We start from the raw sequence: 16553 nt of genomic DNA on the forward strand, positions 1-16553 counted from the left end.
AGCCTCCGGCGGCCGGTGGGATGATCCCCCCGGACCCCTCATGCCAGCGAAATGTCCCAGCCCGCGCGTGCGCGGGCTGGGACATTTCGCTGGGCAATGCCCACAGACAAACCGTCGTCTGCTTTTCCACAAGCACAAAGCCCCGGAATGCGGTTTCGCATCCCGGGGCTTTGTGCTTGCCCGAGGGGGCCCGGGGGGAATCATTCCCCCCGGGAAAATCCCTCTCTCTTCTAATAGCGGTAGTGGTCGGCCTTGTAGGGGCCGTCCTGGGGCACGCCCAGGTACTCGGCCTGCTGCTTGGTCAGCTTGTCCAGCTCCACGCCCAGGCGCTCCAGGTGCAGGCGCGCCACTTCCTCGTCGAGCTTCTTGGGCAGAATCATGACCTTGGGCTCGTAGGTGTTGGCGGCCAGGTCGAGCTGGGCCAGAACCTGATTGGTGAAGGAGTTGCTCATGACGAAGCTGGGGTGGCCGGTGGCGCAGCCCAGGTTCACCAAACGGCCCTCGGCCAGGACGATGAGGGACTTGCCGCTGGGCAGGGTCCACTTGTCCACCTGGGGCTTGATCTCAAGCTTTTTGCACTTGGGATCGTTCTCCAGAAAGCTCATCTCGATCTCGGAGTCGAAGTGGCCGATGTTGCAGAGGATGGCCTCGTCCTTCATCTTCTCCATGTGCTTGCCGTTGATGACATGGAAGTTGCCGGTGGCGGTGATGAAGATGTCGCCCAGGGCGCAGGCTTTCTCCATGGGCATCACTTCGTAGCCTTCCATGGCGGCCTGCAGCGCGCAAATGGGGTCGATCTCGGTGATGATGACGCGGGAGCCGAAGCCGCGCATGGACTGGGCGCAGCCCTTGCCCACGTCGCCGTAGCCCACCACGACGCTGACCTTGCCGGCGATCATGATGTCGGTGGCGCGCTTGATGCCGTCGGCCAAAGACTCGCGGCAGCCGTAAAGGTTGTCGAACTTGCTCTTGGTGACGGAGTCGTTGACGTTGAACGCCGGGAAGAGCAGCTCGCCCTTCTTCTCCATGTCGTACAGGCGGTGCACGCCGGTGGTGGTCTCCTCAGAGACGCCGCGCACCTTGGCGGCGATCTTGGTCCACTTCTTGGGGTCGAGCTTGTAGCCCTCGGCCAGGCGGTCCATGATGATCTGGAATTCCTTGTTGTCGACCTTCTTCTTGAGCAGCGAGGGGTCCTTCTCGCACTTCACGCCCTGGTGGATCATGAGGGTGGCGTCGCCGCCGTCGTCCACGATGAGGTCCGGGCCGGAGCCGTCGGGCCAGGTGAGGGCCTGCTCGGTGCACCACCAGTACTCTTCCAGGCTCTCGCCCTTCCAGGCGAAGACGGCCGCGGTCTTGTTGGCGGCAATGCCGGCGGCGGCGTGGTCCTGGGTGCTGAAGATATTGCACGAGGCCCAGCGCAGGTCGGCGCCCAGGGCGGCCAGGGTCTCTATGAGCATGGCGGTCTGAATGGTCATGTGCAGGGAGCCCATGATCTTGAGACCCTTGAGGGGCTTCTTCTTGCCGTACTTCTTGATCAAAGCCATGAGGCCGGGCATCTCGTTCTCGGAGAGCTGCATCTCCTTCTTGCCCCATTCGGCCAGGGCCATGTCGGCAACGCGGAATTTCAGCTTGGGATCCAGTGCGAGCATCGGGTTCTCCTCCAAAAGGTTCTCGGACTTCGGCTTAGGCAATCGCCGCCTCGGCGATGAGCACCGTAAGTCCCTGGTTTACGGGGAAAGCATCCACCCGGCGCGGGACGAACCCAGCCGTTTGGAGCCAGTCATACAACGTTTTCTCGTCCACGCCCAGCCGTGTGTCGCCGTATTTGACGCGCATGGCCTCGTTGTCGTGGCGGTCAAACTCGGCCACCAGCAGCACGCCGCCCGGGGCCAGCACGCGCCGCGCCTCGGCCAGGGCGGCCTGCGGGTCGTTCACATGGTGCAGCACAAGGGAAAGGGTCACGGCCTGCACCTCGGCCTCGCGCAGGGGCAGGTGCTCCAGTTCGCCCAGGCGCAGGTTGACGTTCGGCCGGTCGGCCAGGCGCGCGGCGGCGATGTCCAGCATGCGCTGGGAGCCGTCTACGCCGATGACCTGCCGGGCGGTCTCCGCCAGGCGGGCCAGCAGCTCGCCCGGGCCGCAGCCCAGGTCCGCCGCGATCATGCCGGGATGCAGACGCCCGGCAAGCTCCTCGGCCAGATCGAAATCGCCCAGCATCTCGCGGGAGAGGTCGCGCCACTGCCCGGCCACGGCGTCGAAAAACCGCCGCGTGGCGAGAACGCGCTCGCGCACGGCGGCCAGGGCCCGTTCGTGGTCCTGAGCGTGCTGAGGGATGGCGGCAAACAGCGGCGCGTTGCAATCAAGGTAGCGCCTGCCCTCTCCCTGCCGCGCGGCGCGGTAGAAGGCCCAAAGCCCCTCGCGGCGGCACTCCAGTAATCCGGCGTCGGCCAGCACCTTGAGGTGCCGCGAAATGCGCGGCTGGCCCATGCCGAACACGGCCACGAGCTCGCCGACGTTCAGCTCGAACGCGAGCAGAACGGCCGTGAGCCGAAGCCTGGTCTCGTCCGCCAGGGCCTTGTGGATGCGAAGCAGATCCATGCGCCTTCCATGCCTATATCAACATATCTTGATGCAAAGATTGAATAGCGGGCCACGCGTCACACGTCAAGCGCTTTTCGCCGCATGCCTGGGATGGATGCGCGCAAGGCCGCTCCACCTCCTTGCGTCAAACACAAGAATATTGTATTGGTTTAAAATAGCCAACATTTCGGGAGGACACTATGAAAAATCTACGTTTGGCCATGAAGCTCGGAATCGGCTTCGGAGTGGTGCTCTCCCTCACCGCCCTCCTGGCGATCATCAGCTGGACCGGCATGTCATCCATACTCGACCGGGTGGACAAGGCCGACGGCATGGGCGACATCATCAAGATGGTTCTGGAAACCCGCCGCCATGAAAAGAACTTCCAGATCCGGCGCGACCAGAAGAGCCAGGAGGAAGTCGCGAAGAATGTCGCCGGCATTCTGGAAAAGGCGCAAACCTACAAGGCCAAGTTCAAAGATCCAAAGAATCAAGAGCAGATGACCCAGGTGCTGGCCGCGACAAAAGCCTACGAGGCCGCGTTCAAGGGCTATGTTGAACGAGACATGCAGCGCGTGAAGCTGCAGGAGGCCATGGGCGGCGCTGGCCGTGCGGCCCTTGCCAGCGCCGAGGCCCTGCAGCAGGACCAGAAGCAGGAACTCACCGGCGAGGTGAACGCCAAGCACCCCGCCGCAAGCCTGGACTCCCGCATAGGCAAGCTCACCGATGCGGGCGTCATTGTCGCCAGCTTGTACAACATGCGCGTCACCGCCTTGTATTTTCTGCAAAGCGGCGACGAAGCCTTTTCGAAGCGCGTGCTTGAGATCGGCGGCAATGTCATCACCCTTGGAGATAACCTCAAAAGCCGCTTCAAGAACAAAGAGAACATCGACCAGGTCGACAAGATTTTGCTCGAAACAAAGGCCTACCTCAAGAGCATTCAGGACTATGTGCTGGCCGTGCAGCAGCAAAAGGCCATGGACGCGCAGCTCATCCAAAGCGCGCGCGACATGCAGAAGGTCTGCGAATCGGCCCGCGAGGACATGAAGGACAAGATGTTCAGCGAGATCGCCTGGTCGCGCAGCATCCTCACCATCGGCGCCATCCTGGCCCTCATCCTCGGCACACTGGCCGCCGTGCTCATCACACGCGCCATATCCGGCCCTGTCCGCAAGGGGCTGGAGTTCGCCAAGCATCTGGCCGACGGCCACCTGGACGTGCGCATCGACGTGGACCAGAAGGACGAGGTGGGCGCGCTGGCCGCGGCCCTCACGGACATGGCCGGACGCCTGCGCTCCGTGGTTCTGCAGGTCAACGCCTCGGCCGAATCCGTGGCCTCCGGCTCGGAGGAGCTTTCCGCCTCCAGCGAGACCTTGTCGCAGGGCGCGACCGAGCAAGCCGCCAGCGTTGAGGAAATCTCCTCAAGCGTGGAGGAGATGGCGGCCAACATCCGCCAGAACGCGGAAAACTCTCTGCAGACCGAATCCCTGGCCAAGAAGAGCGCCGACGATGCGCGCCTGGGCGGTCAGGCCGTGACCCAGACCGTGGACGCCATGCGCCAGATCGTGGAAAAGATCGGCTTCATCGAGGAGATTGCGCGGCAGACCAACCTGCTGGCCTTGAACGCCGCCATCGAGGCGGCGCGCGCGGGCGAGCACGGCAAGGGCTTTGCCGTCGTGGCGGCCGAGGTGCGCAAACTTGCGGAGCGCAGCGGCGCGGCCGCGGGCGAGATAGGACAGCTCTCCGCTGCCAGCCTGGCCGTGGCCGAAAAGGCGGGCAGCATGCTCGCCACCATCGTGCCGGACATTGAGCGCACCAGCGAACTGGTGCAGGAGATAAGCGCCGCCTGCCGCGAGCAGAGCACCGGCGCGGAGCAGGTGAACAAGGCCATCCAGCAGCTCGACCAGGTCATCCAGCAGAACGCCTCGGCTTCGGAGGAGACCGCCTCCACCAGCGAAGAGCTTGCAGCCCAAGCCCAGCGCCTCACCCAGGTCATGCACTTCTTCAAGCTGGGCGACATGCGCAGCCAGGGCAAGCCGCTGGCACTGGAGGCCGCTCCCGCCCACGACGAGGAATTTGAGGTCGAGGTGGAAACGCCCGAGGACAAGGGCTTCGAGAAGTTCTGATCCCAACGCGAGAGCAGGCCGATAAAGGGCAGGCGGAGTTCACGCTCCCCTGCCCTTTTTCGTTTAAGCGCAAAAGTTCAGCGGATGAGCACCCAGGTGAGCTCGTGCTTGTTGTGCGCAAGGTGCAGCACGCGCGAGCCCGGAATGGCGGCAAAGGCCTGAATCGTCTCGTGGTCGGTCTCGCCCTGGCACTTGAGGGTGCACACGAAGTTCCGGCAGGCGTCGGCCTCCAGCCAGCGCGTCACCAGCTCCAGCAGCCGCGCCGGGTAACAGGCCATGTCCGAGCAGAGCCAGTCCACACGCGCCCCTGGCCCGCCAGCGGTTTTCGGCTCCAGGCCGAAGCCCGAGCCCTGGCAGAAGTCCACCTCGGGCATGGCCGCGATCTTCGGCTCTATGGGCGCCTTGTCCACGCTGAACACGCGCGCGCCGCAGCTGGCCAGCACCCAGGTCCAGCCGCCAGGGCAGGAGCCCAGATCCAGGCACAGCTCGCCGGGCTTCGGCAGCACGCCGACGAGTGTCAGCGCCTCCCAGAGCTTGAGGTACGCCCGGCTGGGCGCGGAGAGGCGGTCCTCCACAAAACGCACCTGGCCGTCCGGGTACGGACTTGTGCACTGCGGCGCGGCGATGAGCGTCGTCTCGTCCCACAGGGTGAAGGAGCCCAGCGGGGCCGAGGGCGCGGGCTCGCCAAAAATCTGCGGCCGCGCCGTGACCTTGGGCAGCTTCTCGGTGATGAGCGCGGCGCGCCGGGCCAGGCGCACCGGGTGCGCCCACCAGTTGCGCTGGATCTCGCGCAGGGCCTTGGCCCCCAGGCCGATGCTCGGCGCCGGCAGCAGGCGCGCGTCCTGCCAAACATTCTGCGCCCAGACGGCGGGCCTGGGCTTGCGGACAAAAACCATGTCGCCGAAGACCAAGTGCCCGGCACCGGCAGGACCTTCCACGTCAAGCTCGGCCAACAGCTCGGCCATGAAGCCCGGCGCGGCCAGATAGCCCGTGAAGGGGCCCTCGCGCATCCACTCCGGCTGGCGTTCCGGCAGGGGGTAGAGCCACTCTTCCCTTTCCCCGCCCTTCATCTCGTCCGTCATCTCGCTCGCCATTCCGTTCGCCGGGCCGTGCTTCATCCCGCTTTTCTGCCTGCCCATCAGGCCTCCGCAGCTGCGCAGGCAGCCGGGCCGTCCAGGTCGCCCACGGGCTGGCCGCACAGGGTCAGGGCCACGGCCTCGGCCACGCGCAGACCGTCCACCGCGCTGGAGATGATGCCCCCGGCATAGCCCGCGCCCTCGCCCGCCGGGAACAGGCCAGGCAGGCTCACGCTCTGCATGTCCGGCCCGCGCAGCATGCGCACCGGCGAAGACGAGCGCGTCTCCACACCGGTCAGCACGGCGTCGGGATCGTTGAAGCCGCGCAGCTTGCGGTCGAACACCTGTATGCCCTCGACCATGGCCGCGCACACGTAGTCCGGCAGGCAGCCGCGCAGGTCCTGGGGCACCACGCCCGGCGCATAGCTGGGGACCACGCCACCCAGGCGCTTTGCCGCGCGGGCGGCCAGGAAGTTGCCCACGCTCTGGGCAGGCGCCTTGTAGCTGCGTCCGCCCAGTTCAAAGGCCAGGCGTTCCCACTGGCGCTGAAAATCCACACCGGCCAGAGGATGCGCCCCGTGCAAGTCCTGCGGCCCAACGCCCACCAGCAGCGCGCTGTTGGCGTTTTCGCCGTCGCGGGCGTGCAGGCTCATGCCGTTGGTCACCACGCCGCCCGGCTCGGACGATGCCGCGATGACCTGCCCGCCAGGGCACATGCAGAACGTGTAGACCGAACGCCCGTTGCCCGCCTGGTGCGCCAGCTTGTAGTCGGCGGGACCAACGGCCGGATGCCCTGCAAGGTCGCGCAGTTGGGCGCGGTCAATGCGCGCTTGCGGGTGCTCGATGCGGCAGCCGATGGCGAAGGATTTCTGCTCCAGGCGCAGGCCGCGCGCGTGCAGCATGGCGAAGGTGTCGCGGGCGCTGTGGCCCACGGCCAGCACCACGCACGAAGCGGCGATCTCCTCGCCGTCGGCCAGCACAACGCCCGTGGCGCGGCCCTGGCGCTCCAAGAGCCCCTCCACCCGCGCGCCAAAGCGCACCTGCCCGCCCAGGCGCAGGATGCTGGCGCGGATGCCCGCCACCACGCCGCGCAGCCGGTCCGTGCCCACGTGCGGCCGGTTGCGCCACAAAATCTCCTCGGGCGCGCCGTGCTCCACCAGCTCGGCCAGAATTTTGCGGCAACGGCCCCGGCGCTCCTTGATCTGCGTGGTGAGCTTGCCGTCTGAGAACGCCCCGGCGCCGCCCTCGCCAAACTGCACGTTGGAGTCCGGCAAGAGCTCGCCATCACGCCAAAAGGCGTCCACGACCTTGGCGCGGTCCTCGATGGTCTGGCCGCGCTCCAGCAAAATGGGCGCAAACCCGGCCCGGGCCAGCGCCAAAGCGGCGAACAGACCGCACGGACCAGCGCCCACGACCACAGGCCGAGCCTTCAGCCCCGTTGGCGCCTCGACCGGGAAACGATACGGCCGCTCTTCGACAACCGCCACGCCGGGACCGGCCTGGGCCAGCACCCGCGCCTCGTCCTGCTGTTCCGCGCACAGAACGTCCAGGCTGTACAAGAACACGGCGGCGTTCTTCTTGCGCGCGTCGAGCGAGCGGCGCACCAGCCGCAGTTCGGCGATGCCGCTCGCGGAAATATTGAGGCGCTCCGCAGCGGCGGCGCGCAGCTCGTCCTCGGCGTGGGCCGGGCCATCGGGCAGGGGAAGGCGAATGTCGGTCAGTCGGAGCATGGGAATCCTGTTGGTTAGAGAAAGACAAGCGCAGGGGCTTCACCCACGGGTTCCGGCAAAAGGCGCGAAGTCCGATGGCCGCCATTGCGCCGCGCGAGCCGGATCTGCATGGCCTGACCTGCGATGGCGGCAGAGGCGGGCCGGACGAAATTTTTCAAGTTGCCTGTTCGAGCTGACCGGTCGAGCTTCCCGTTCGAGCTGCCTGTTCGAGTTGCCCGAGCGAACTGTCCGGTCGAGCTGCCTGTTCGAGCTGCACCTTGGGACCGTTCCCTCAAAACGTCCCTTCGGTCAGGTCATTCGAGGCGGTCTTTCGAACTGTTCCTTCGGGCCGTTCGTTTTCCTTCAATTCGCCCGCTGGCGCCGCCGGTTCACATCGCGGCGATGCGGCAAGCAGTGCCCCGCACCCGTAAAACGCCTCCCCGAGGGAATCGACCGGTCCGCGAAGCCCTGGAACAATGCCTCCCCGTGGGACGTGGCGCTACCTTTCCCACCGGGCGAAAAGCGAGCGCGGCAAGAACCGCGCAGCGGCTCCGGGCGCGGTGTGCGGCACGGCCAGCTCGCCCACGGTGATGGTTCCGGGCAGGCCGCGCAGCACGTCGTCCAAAAGATTGCCGAGCATGAGGGCCGAGGCCTCGATGTTGTACATGGTCAAAAGCAGCAGCCGCGCATCGTCGGCCAGCAGCTCGCGGCAGTCCGCAAGCAGGTCGCGCACCATGCCCTCCACCTTCCAGACCTCGCGGTTCGGCCCGCGGCCAAAGGACGGCGGATCGAGCAGGATGGCCTGGTAGCGGTTGCCCCGGCGTTTTTCGCGCGCAACGAACTTCATCACATCGTCGAGCAGAAAGCGCACCGGGTTGTCGCTCAGGCCGGAAAGATCCTGGTTGCGCTTGGCCCAGGCAATGGCCGGGCGCGAGGCGTCCACATGGGTGGCGGCGAAGCCGGAGGCCTGGGCGGCCAGGCTGGCGGCCCCGGTGTAGCCGAAAAGATTCAGCAGACGCGGACGGGCTTCGGGCGTGCGCACGCCCTGGGAGAGCTCCGCGCCGAGCTTGGCGATGAGCCGCCAGTGCGGGGCCTGCTCCGGAAACAGGCCGATGTGGCGCGAGGTCTCGGCCACGCGCGCCTCCAGGGTGATGGTCCGGGGCTTTTTGCCGCCGGGAGCCTGGCCAAGGTCGAGGGTCAGCGGCCAGGTCTTGGGCAGGCCCTTGCCGATGACGAGCTGCCCCTCCTCGTCCTGGGTGGCGTGGGCCGCGGCCCAGTTTGATTCCGGCAACGCAGGCCGCCACCAGGCCTTGGGCTCGTGGCGCACGATCAAATACTTGCCGAAGCGTTCGAGCTTGCGGCTGTTGCCGGAGTCGATGAGCTCGTACTCCGGCCATTCAGGGGCGATGATGGGGATGGTGGTCACGCAAGCACTCCGAAATCTTCCTCGTTAAACCAGGTGCCGAGCACATGCGCGCTCTCGCCGGGCACATAGCCGGGTTCCGCGCCGCCGCCGTGATGGTAGGCGCAAAGAAATTCGCCGTCCGCCGTCTCCACCCAGCCGGAGTAGCCGAAGTCCGCCGGGCTGGCCTTGCGGTCGTTCTTCAGCTCCAGCACATGGGCGTCGATGTAGGCGTCGGGCAAGCCTTCCGCATGGTCCCAGCGCCAGGAGTACTCCCGGCCCAGGCGCGGCTCGCTGATGTCGAGCGACATGCGCCGCCACACCGCCTCGCAGCCGTTGGCGGCCTTGCGCGAAACAGCGCCCACGAGGATGGGCCGCGTGTCACCGTCCAGGGGATCCACCGGGTACTCGCCGCGCGGCTCGCCGTCAACAAACAGGCTGCACAGGCCGCGCTCGTACACGATGCGCACGGTGTGCCAGCAATCCGGCCGCCACGAAACCGCCCCGGCGTTGCCCTCGGCGTCCGTGGCGTCGGGCACTATGCTGTCCGGGTAGAGCTTCCACCACACGCCCAGGCGGATGCCGCAGCCGTCCTCGTCCGCGTGGCGCACCAGCACCTCGGCCTCGAACTCCGCGCGGGCGAACTCCGGGTCGGTCATGGGCCGCAAGAAGTAGCGCACCATTTCGTCCTGGCCCTCGGCGCTGTTCACAAGCAGGCCGTCCGGGGTGAGCACGGCGGTGTTCGGCGCGCGGTGCAGGCCGTGCACGGCGAAGTCCGAGGTCAGCTCGTCCAGGTCGCCTAGCCAAGCCTTGGTGCCGGGGTCCGGGCCCACGTCGCGGTAGGTGACGAGCAGCCGGCCGGAGCGCGTCCAGCCCAGGGTGGGCCGGTGGCCGATGAGCGGCGTGGGCAGCGGCGCGCTCCAGCTGCTGCCGCCGTCCTCGCTGATGCAGTAGTACATGGGCTCGCCCACGAAGGAATTCTCGCGCATCAGCGCCAGGAGCCGGGGCGCGGCGGCGGGCGCTGAAAGGGGCGCGGAGCCGGGCGCGGAAGCGGAGGAATCAGCGCCATTCGGCGCGGCAATGTTCTCGCGCTCCGGCAGGCGGATGACCGAGGCCTCGCACAACACCAAACACTTCTCGTTGGCGATGACGGAGAAGGCCTCCCAACTGCGGCCCAGGTTGCGGGAAATATAGGCCATCTGCTCGCTGGGGGCTTGCCGGATCTTGGCGCGGGGCTGGTTGCCCCGGTGCTGGTGCCCGGTGGTGAAGAGCGTCTGCCCGCCCAACTCCAACGCCCGGTCGGTCAAGCCGTGCTGGATGCCCGCGCCGGGAGCCTGCGCCCAGGAGAGGCCGTTGTCAGTGCTCCACAAAATCACCGGCCCGGCGTCGTCGAGGAGGCAAATGAGGCCGTCGTGCAGCACGGAGATGCGCGGACAGTGGGAATCATCGGCGCGCAGAAGCCGTCGGCCGCTCCAGGTGCGGCCGTGGTCGCTGCTGGTCTTGAGCAGCAGCCTGCGCCGGGTGCCTACGTGGCGGTCGAATTCGTTGTAGACGCAGAGCAGCGTGCCGTCGCCGGCCGCGCACACGTCGGGAAAGCACAGGTAATGGCCGGTGCGGCGGTCGATGACCACGTGCCGGTCGGCCAGGGCGTCGAGGCTCGGCATGAGAGTCCTCCGAAGGTTGCGGCGCGCCCGGCGTTCCGCGGTCGGCCGTTGTGCGGCGTTCTTTTTCCCGCGCTTAGTCCTTGTCGCGGGAATCGATAACGCGCTTGGTCTTGGCGAAGCTGCGCGGCAGGGTGCCGGGCTCCAGCACCTCCACCTTGCTGCGCACCAAAATATGGCTGCGGATGTCGTCGGCCACGGCGCGGGCAAGGTTCTCGTCCACGCAGGAGCAGCCCTCCGCCCCGGCTGCGGGCGAAACGCCGGGCCGCTTCTCCACGCGCACCAGCATGTGGTCCAGGCCGTCCACGCGCGAAAGCTCGATCTGGTATTCGCTGTTCAGCTCGGCGTGGGTCTCCAGCACGGCGGCCACCTGGCCGGGGTAGATGTTCACCCCGCGGAAGATGATCATGTCGTCGCTGCGGCCCTGAATGCGCTCGTGCCGGGGCATGCCGCAGCCGCAGGGGCACGCGCCGAGGATGAGCCGGGTCATGTCGCGCGTGCGGTAGCGGATGAGCGGGCTGGCTTCCTTGCGCAGGCTGGTGATGACCATTTCGCCCAGTTCGCCAGGGGCCACGGGCAAAAGCGTCTCGGGGTCGATGATCTCCAGAATGTACATGTCGGCCCAGTAGTGGATGCCTTGGTGCGCCTCGCACTCTATGCCCGCGCCGGGACCGTATATCTCGGTCATGCCGGAGATGTCGAAGCTGTGCGCAAGGCCCAGGGCTTCCTCGAAGCGCTGGCGCATGCGCGGGGAATGGGCCTCCGCCCCGAAGATGGCGCGTTTGAGCTTGAGCTTGTCGCGCAGGTTCTGCTTCTCCACCTCCTCGCCCAGCAGCAGGGCCATGCTGGCCGTGGAGCACAGGCAGGTGGTGCCCAGGTCGGTGAGCATCTGCAGCTGGATGTCGAGCATGCCGGGGCCCACGGGCAGGGCCATGGCGCCGAAACGCTCGCAGCCGAGCTGAAAGCCCGCGCCGGCCGTCCACAGTCCGTAGCCCACGCAGATCTGCACGCGGTCCAGCACGGTGAGCCCGGCCAGCTCGTAGCAGCGGGCAAACATGTTCGCCCAGTCGTCGATGTCCTTCTGGGTGTAGGTGAGGATCTTGCGTTTGCCCGTGGTGCCGCTGGAGCCGTGGATGCGCACCACGCGCTCTTCCGGCACGGAGAGCAGCGGCAGAGGGTAGCCGGTCTGCAGGTCATGGGCCGTGGTGAAGGGAAACTTGGTGATGTCGTCCAGGCTCTTGATGTCCGAGGGGGCGATGCCCGCCTCATCCAGCCGGGCGCGATAGAACGGGCTGCCCGCATAGGCGTGGCCCAGCGTCCACTTGAGTCCCGCCAGCTGCGTGGCGTGGATCTCGTCGGCGGTGAGTTTCGGGATGAAACGAGCGGTCTTGGACATGGTCTCCCCCTGGGTGCGGCTTTTGTTCCGGGCTTGTGGACGGTAGCAAAATGCGCTAGCTGGCCTCATGGCGCCTGGGTCCACCGGCCCGGCGCATCATGCAGCAGAACGCGCCGTTCGGCAAGTCCGCGCCCGCGCCAAGGAGCCCATGCCCGAAGCACTGTTCACGGCCAACGTCCTCTTTCTCGCCCTCTGCGTGCTTGCGGGGCTGGCCCTGGGCAGCTTCGCCACCTGCGCGGGGCACCGCCTGGCCCATGGCGGCAGCGTGCTTTCCCCTGCGCGCTCCTATTGCCCCGCCTGCGGCCACCCCCTCACCTGGCGCGAGAACATCCCACTTTTGGGCTACCTGCTCCAGTGCGGCAAATGCCGTTTCTGCGGCGGGCGCATTCCCGCCCGCTACCCGCTCACGGAGCTGGCCAGCGCCGCCTTCGCCCTTGCGGCGGGCGCGGTGTTCGGCCCCACGCCGCACCTGCTTGCGGCGCTGTGCTTCGCCACCCTGTGCCTCGTGCTCTCGCTCATCGACCTTCAGACCTACCTGCTGCTGGACATCCTCACCCTGCCGGGCGCGGCCCTGGCCTTTGTCTGCTCCGCCCTGCTGCCCCCCCTGTGGACCCTGGGCATAGGCTGGCAGCAGGCGCTCTATGGCGCCCTGGCCGGAGGCGGCGGGCTGTGGCTCTTGGCCGAGGCGTACCGGCGCATCCGCCACGTGGACGGCCTGGGCCTGGGCGACGCCAAGCTCATGCTGCTGTTCGGCGCGCTGCTTGGCCCCGCCGCCGTGCCGGTGATCCTTTTTGCCGGGGCCAGCCTGGCGCTGCCCGCTGGCATAGCGGCCATGCGCGGAAGCCAGGACAGCGAGAGCGCCCTGCGCACCCGCCTGCCCTTTGGACCGTTTTTGTGCGCCGGCGCGCTGGGCTACCTGCTGGCCGGGCCGCATCTCTTCCACTGGTGGCTGGGGCTGCCGCTGCCGTAGCGGCTTTCTCGCCGCCGCGTTGACTTCCCCTTTTTCGCCGCGTATTTTTCTCAACGTGGAGGACAACCCATGCGCTTCATCCTGCAGGCAAAATTCCGCGCCGCATTCACGGTCGCCGTGGCGCTGGCGCTTCTTGCGCTCTGCGCCGCAAACGCCTTCGCGGCCGGAGATGCACCGGCCGGCAGCGTCAAATCCGTCACCGGCCAGGCCCTTGTGCTGCGCAATGGCGCGGCCCCAACGCCGCTTACGCCCGGCGAGCGCATCTTTGAAAAAGACGTGCTGACCACGGGCAAGGGCAGTTCCCTCGGCCTGGTGCTGCGCGACAACTCCACGCTGTCCCTGGGCCCCTCCAGCAAGCTCGTGGTGGAGCGTTTTCTTTTCGCGCCGGAAAAGGGCGCGCTGGCCTCCGTGCTGCGCGTCGCCAAGGGTTCCGCCGCCTGCGTCACCGGAGAGATAGCCAAACTCTCGCCCGATGCGGTGAAGGTGCAGACCCCCACGGCGACCATCGGCATCCGAGGCACGCACTTCCTTGTGAACGTTGAGGAAGGCGTCGAGGAAGACAGCGCCAAGGCCGCACCCGCGGCTGGGGAGGCGCGCTAGGATGAATAGGGTGAAAATGAAACACCTGCCCCTGCTCGTTCTTGCGGTATTTGCCTTGAGCGCCTGCGGCGGCAAAAGCAAAAACGTGGTGCTCCTCCTGCCCGATCCCGACGGACATGTGGGCGTGGTTGATGTGCGCAATGAACAGGGCGCGCAGACGCTGAATGCAGCGGGCACGGCAACGCGCGTGGCCCCCAGGACAGCGCCCACCGCGCCGGAGCTGCTGAGCGCCCAGGAGCAGGAGCAGCTTTTCGGCATTGCCGAGCGCGCCCTGCCCAGCAAACCGGTGAAGTTCGTGCTGTACTTCGAAAACGACGGCACCAAGCTCACCCCGGAGTCCCAGGCCCTGCTGCCGCAGGTGCTGGCGACCGCCAAAGAGCGCGCCTCCAAGGACATCGCCGTGGTGGGCCACGCCAGCCGCCAGGGCGACGAGCACTTCAACATCGACCTTTCGCGCCGCCGCGCGGAGTTCGTGAGCAGAATGCTCGAAAAGGCGGGCATGGTCCGCGCGGACATGGAGATAACCTCCCACGGCTCGGCCAACCCGCTTGTGGTCAGCAACCGCAGAAACGAGCCGCAAAACCGCCGGGTCGAGGTCACCGTCCGGTAAGCCGGGCCGCTTCACCGGCCAGAACGGCATGCGCCTTCGATACGTCTGCTTTCGCAGGCCTCAGGGACTGTCTTCTTGACTCCCGCAGCGGCCACGCCCTAGCCAGCGCAACGTCTTGAGCGCCCTCGACAAGCGCGGGGCTTTGCCGTAAATTGCCTGCGCGCGGCGCGGGATGCGCCAGCCAGCAACACCCCACGCCCGGAGGCCCCAATGATTCTGCTCGACGGCAAAGCGACCGCCCAATCCATCCGCACCGAACTGAAGGCCGAAGTGGCCGAGCTGACCGCCAAACATGGCCGCGCCCCGGGCCTGGCCGTCATCCTGGTGGGCGAAGACCCGGCCTCTCAGGTCTACGTGCGCAACAAGGAACGCGACTGCGCCGAGGTGGGCTTCGTCTCCTTCCCGCACCGCCTTGGAGCGGAAACAACCCAGGCCGAGCTTGAAGCCATCATCGACAGGCTCAACGCCGACCCCGCCGTTGACGGCGTGCTGCTCCAACTGCCCGTGCCCAAGGGCTTGGACAGCCGCTCGCTTTTGGAGCGCATTGATCCGGAAAAGGATGTGGACGGCTTCCACCCCAAAAACGTCGGGCGGCTGGCCCTGGGCCTGCCGGGCCTGCAGCCCTGCACTCCCGCCGGCGTCATCGAGCTTTTGCGCCGCTACGACCTGCCCACTCAGGGCAAGACCGCCGTGGTGGTGGGCCGCAGCAACATCGTGGGCCGCCCGCTGTCCATCATGCTCTCTCTGCCGGGCCGCTTCGGCGACGCCACGGTGACGCTCTGCCATTCCCGCACGCCGGATCTGGCCGAGCAGTGCAAGCGCGCGGACTTCATCTTTTCGGCCATCGGCAAGCCCAAGTTCATCACCTGCGACATGGTCAAGGAAGGCGCGGTGGTCATCGATGTGGGCATCAACCGCGTGGACGACTGCCTGGTGGGCGACTGCGACTTCGAAATCCTGTGCGCCAGCGCCAGCGCCATGACGCCTGTTCCCGGCGGCATCGGCCCCATGACCCGGGCCATGCTGCTGATGAACTCCGTGGCGGCGTACAAGAAGCACGTGGGCGCGTAAGCCCGCGCTGCAAAAACGTCCAAGACCGCGGCAGGGGCTTTTGGCAAAGAGGAAGCGCCAAGCCAACCTCAACCCAAGGAGCCCCCATGAACGCCGATCTTTCGCAATTGCCCGGAACCGTCCGCCTCGCCACACCGGAGGCGGACACGGACCTGGCCGCCCTGCCCTGGAACCCGCACCCCAGCTTTCCGGGCGTGGCGCTGAAGCATCTTGTCACCGGGGCGCAGACCGGCGGCGCCCTGAGCGCGCACCTGGTGCGCGTGGAGGCCGGTTGCCGCCTTGAGGAACACACGCACGCGGGCAGCCTGGAGCTGCACGAGGTGCTGCGCGGCAAGGGCGATTGCCTGCTCGCCGCCAAGAGCGTGCGCTACGAGCCGGGAGCCTGCGGGCTCATCCCGGCGGGCGTGGCGCACAGCGTGAGGGCCGATGCCGGAGAAGACCTCTACATCCTCGCCAAATTCGCGCCGGCGCTGCTCTGAAAAGGGCCCGGACGCCCGCGTTGCGCGTCTTGTCTGCCCCGCCGACCTGCCGGGGCTGACGCTCTCGCTCGTCCATAAAAACACGGAAGCCCAGCCGCGCCATGCCCATGATTCCTTCATCGTGGGCGTGGTGACGGCCGGGACGCGGCGCATGGAGACCGCCAGGGGCGCGGTGCTGGTGCAAGCGGGAGAGGTTTTCGCCCTGCCGCCCGGCACGGCGCACCTGTGCATGCCGCAGCATGGCCCGTGTTCGTATCTGGTCTTCAGCCTGGAGACGGCCGCCCTGCCGGAGCGCTTGCGCAACTGCGCGGATCTGCCCTTGCGCATCGAGGACGCGGAGCTGACGCGCGCGCTGCTGCACCTGGCGGAGGCGTGCGAGACCAAGGCGGGCGCGCTGGAGCGCCAGTCGCTGCTGGCCTGCGCGCTGGAGCGGCTGGGCGATCAGGCCGGTGCGACCCGCGCCAAGGACATGGGGAAAGGCGGCGCCAAGGGGCGCACGTGCGCGGAGGACGCGGATTGGGTCCGGGCGGTGCGCAGAGCCATGGACATCCTGGAGGCCGACCCGGGGCAAAGCCTGAGCCTGCCCGCCCTGGCCGAGGCCTGCGGCGCGGACATGTACGCCCTGCACCGGGCATTCACCCGGCTGGTGGGCCTGCCGCCCCACGCCTTCCAGACGCACCGGCGTTTGCGCCGGGCCAAGGCGCTCTTGCGCGCGGGCGCAAGCCTGACGGACGCGGCCCTGGCCGCCGGTTTTTGCGACCAGAGCCACATGCACCGGCACTTCACCCGGCTGGTGGGCTTCACCCCCGCGCAATACGCCAGCGCCCACAAGGCGCGCGGCGGCGAACTGATGTAAGCACCCCCGCCTACGGCAAG

Annotated in this window: 14 protein-coding genes; 7 read left to right on the forward strand and 7 right to left on the reverse strand. The window is 67.3% G+C overall.

From position 1 onward, the window contains the following. Positions 1–230: 230 nt before the first annotated feature. Both ahcY and ACYQ4W_RS06810 read right to left on the reverse strand, forming a co-directional pair. Positions 231–1649: an adenosylhomocysteinase gene (gene ahcY, locus ACYQ4W_RS06805; protein ID WP_459854490.1), complete on the reverse strand. Its 1419-nt coding sequence runs from the start codon at positions 1647–1649 to the stop codon at positions 231–233. A gap of 34 nt (positions 1650–1683) precedes the next feature. Continuing rightward, positions 1684–2595: an ArsR/SmtB family transcription factor gene (locus ACYQ4W_RS06810; protein ID WP_459854493.1), complete on the reverse strand. Its 912-nt coding sequence runs from the start codon at positions 2593–2595 to the stop codon at positions 1684–1686. Positions 2596–2777: 182 nt separating this feature from the next. Between ACYQ4W_RS06810 and ACYQ4W_RS06815 the strand changes: the two genes are divergently transcribed. Further along, positions 2778–4703 (forward strand): HAMP domain-containing methyl-accepting chemotaxis protein, encoded by a 1926-nt coding sequence (locus tag ACYQ4W_RS06815; protein ID WP_459854495.1) that lies wholly within the window; start codon positions 2778–2780, stop codon positions 4701–4703. A gap of 77 nt (positions 4704–4780) precedes the next feature. Here ACYQ4W_RS06815 and ACYQ4W_RS06820 read toward each other — a convergent pair whose 3' ends face one another. The 5 genes from ACYQ4W_RS06820 to ACYQ4W_RS06840 form a co-directional block, all read right to left on the reverse strand. Then, entirely contained in the window at positions 4781–5713 is a 933-nt protein-coding gene (locus tag ACYQ4W_RS06820) for an SAM-dependent methyltransferase (RefSeq protein WP_459858503.1), read from the reverse strand. A gap of 128 nt (positions 5714–5841) precedes the next feature. Then, a complete protein-coding gene (locus ACYQ4W_RS06825; protein ID WP_459854497.1) occupies positions 5842–7509 on the reverse strand; it encodes an NAD(P)/FAD-dependent oxidoreductase in 1668 nt (555 codons plus the stop codon). Between the two features lie 478 nt (positions 7510–7987). Continuing rightward, positions 7988–8914 carry a class I SAM-dependent methyltransferase gene (locus ACYQ4W_RS06830; RefSeq protein WP_459854499.1) on the reverse strand — a complete coding sequence of 309 codons (927 nt, stop codon included), beginning with the start codon at positions 8912–8914 and terminating at the stop codon, positions 7988–7990. Further along, positions 8911–10554 (reverse strand): sialidase family protein, encoded by a 1644-nt coding sequence (locus ACYQ4W_RS06835; RefSeq protein ID WP_459854501.1) that lies wholly within the window; start codon positions 10552–10554, stop codon positions 8911–8913. The genes ACYQ4W_RS06830 and ACYQ4W_RS06835 overlap by 4 nt, the downstream gene beginning before the upstream one ends. Positions 10555–10627: 73 nt before the next feature. Further along, the gene (locus ACYQ4W_RS06840; protein WP_459854504.1) at positions 10628–11947 is read right to left on the reverse strand and encodes a phenylacetate--CoA ligase family protein; all 1320 of its coding nucleotides are present in this window, start codon (positions 11945–11947) and stop codon (positions 10628–10630) included. A gap of 148 nt (positions 11948–12095) precedes the next feature. Here ACYQ4W_RS06840 and ACYQ4W_RS06845 point away from each other — a divergent pair, with 148 nt between their 5' ends. From ACYQ4W_RS06845 to ACYQ4W_RS06870, 6 genes are all read left to right on the forward strand, one after another. Further along, positions 12096–12917, forward strand: coding sequence for a prepilin peptidase (locus tag ACYQ4W_RS06845; RefSeq protein WP_459854506.1), 822 nt, complete (start codon positions 12096–12098; stop codon positions 12915–12917). A gap of 69 nt (positions 12918–12986) precedes the next feature. Then, entirely contained in the window at positions 12987–13517 is a 531-nt protein-coding gene (locus tag ACYQ4W_RS06850) for a FecR family protein (RefSeq protein WP_459854508.1), read from the forward strand. A 16-nt stretch (positions 13518–13533) separates the two neighbouring features. Then, a complete protein-coding gene (locus ACYQ4W_RS06855; protein WP_459854510.1) occupies positions 13534–14127 on the forward strand; it encodes an OmpA family protein in 594 nt (197 codons plus the stop codon). Between the two features lie 210 nt (positions 14128–14337). Next, positions 14338–15198 carry a bifunctional methylenetetrahydrofolate dehydrogenase/methenyltetrahydrofolate cyclohydrolase FolD gene (gene folD, locus ACYQ4W_RS06860; protein ID WP_459854512.1) on the forward strand — a complete coding sequence of 287 codons (861 nt, stop codon included), beginning with the start codon at positions 14338–14340 and terminating at the stop codon, positions 15196–15198. Positions 15199–15284: 86 nt separating this feature from the next. Further along, entirely contained in the window at positions 15285–15677 is a 393-nt protein-coding gene (locus tag ACYQ4W_RS06865; RefSeq protein ID WP_459854515.1) for a cupin domain-containing protein, read from the forward strand. Continuing rightward, on the forward strand, positions 15625–16533 hold the full coding sequence (locus ACYQ4W_RS06870) for a helix-turn-helix domain-containing protein (protein WP_459854518.1): 909 nt from the start codon (positions 15625–15627) through the stop codon (positions 16531–16533). The genes ACYQ4W_RS06865 and ACYQ4W_RS06870 overlap by 53 nt, the downstream gene beginning before the upstream one ends. Positions 16534–16553: the final 20 nt, after the last annotated feature.

The sequence above is a fragment of the Humidesulfovibrio idahonensis genome (assembly GCF_054657715.1).

Coding starts and splice junctions, on each gene's coding strand:
- ahcY (WP_459854490.1), bottom strand. CDS start 1,649: ATGCTCGCACTGGATCCCAAGCTGAAATTCCGCGTTGCCGACATGGCC.
- ACYQ4W_RS06810 (WP_459854493.1), bottom strand. CDS start 2,595: ATGGATCTGCTTCGCATCCACAAGGCCCTGGCGGACGAGACCAGGCTT.
- ACYQ4W_RS06815 (WP_459854495.1), top strand. CDS start 2,778: ATGAAAAATCTACGTTTGGCCATGAAGCTCGGAATCGGCTTCGGAGTG.
- ACYQ4W_RS06820 (WP_459858503.1), bottom strand. CDS start 5,713: ATGCGCGAGGGCCCCTTCACGGGCTATCTGGCCGCGCCGGGCTTCATG.
- ACYQ4W_RS06825 (WP_459854497.1), bottom strand. CDS start 7,509: ATGCTCCGACTGACCGACATTCGCCTTCCCCTGCCCGATGGCCCGGCC.
- ACYQ4W_RS06835 (WP_459854501.1), bottom strand. CDS start 10,554: ATGCCGAGCCTCGACGCCCTGGCCGACCGGCACGTGGTCATCGACCGC.
- ACYQ4W_RS06840 (WP_459854504.1), bottom strand. CDS start 11,947: ATGTCCAAGACCGCTCGTTTCATCCCGAAACTCACCGCCGACGAGATC.
- ACYQ4W_RS06845 (WP_459854506.1), top strand. CDS start 12,096: ATGCCCGAAGCACTGTTCACGGCCAACGTCCTCTTTCTCGCCCTCTGC.
- ACYQ4W_RS06850 (WP_459854508.1), top strand. CDS start 12,987: ATGCGCTTCATCCTGCAGGCAAAATTCCGCGCCGCATTCACGGTCGCC.
- ACYQ4W_RS06855 (WP_459854510.1), top strand. CDS start 13,534: ATGAAACACCTGCCCCTGCTCGTTCTTGCGGTATTTGCCTTGAGCGCC.
- folD (WP_459854512.1), top strand. CDS start 14,338: ATGATTCTGCTCGACGGCAAAGCGACCGCCCAATCCATCCGCACCGAA.
- ACYQ4W_RS06865 (WP_459854515.1), top strand. CDS start 15,285: ATGAACGCCGATCTTTCGCAATTGCCCGGAACCGTCCGCCTCGCCACA.
- ACYQ4W_RS06870 (WP_459854518.1), top strand. CDS start 15,625: ATGCCGGAGAAGACCTCTACATCCTCGCCAAATTCGCGCCGGCGCTGC.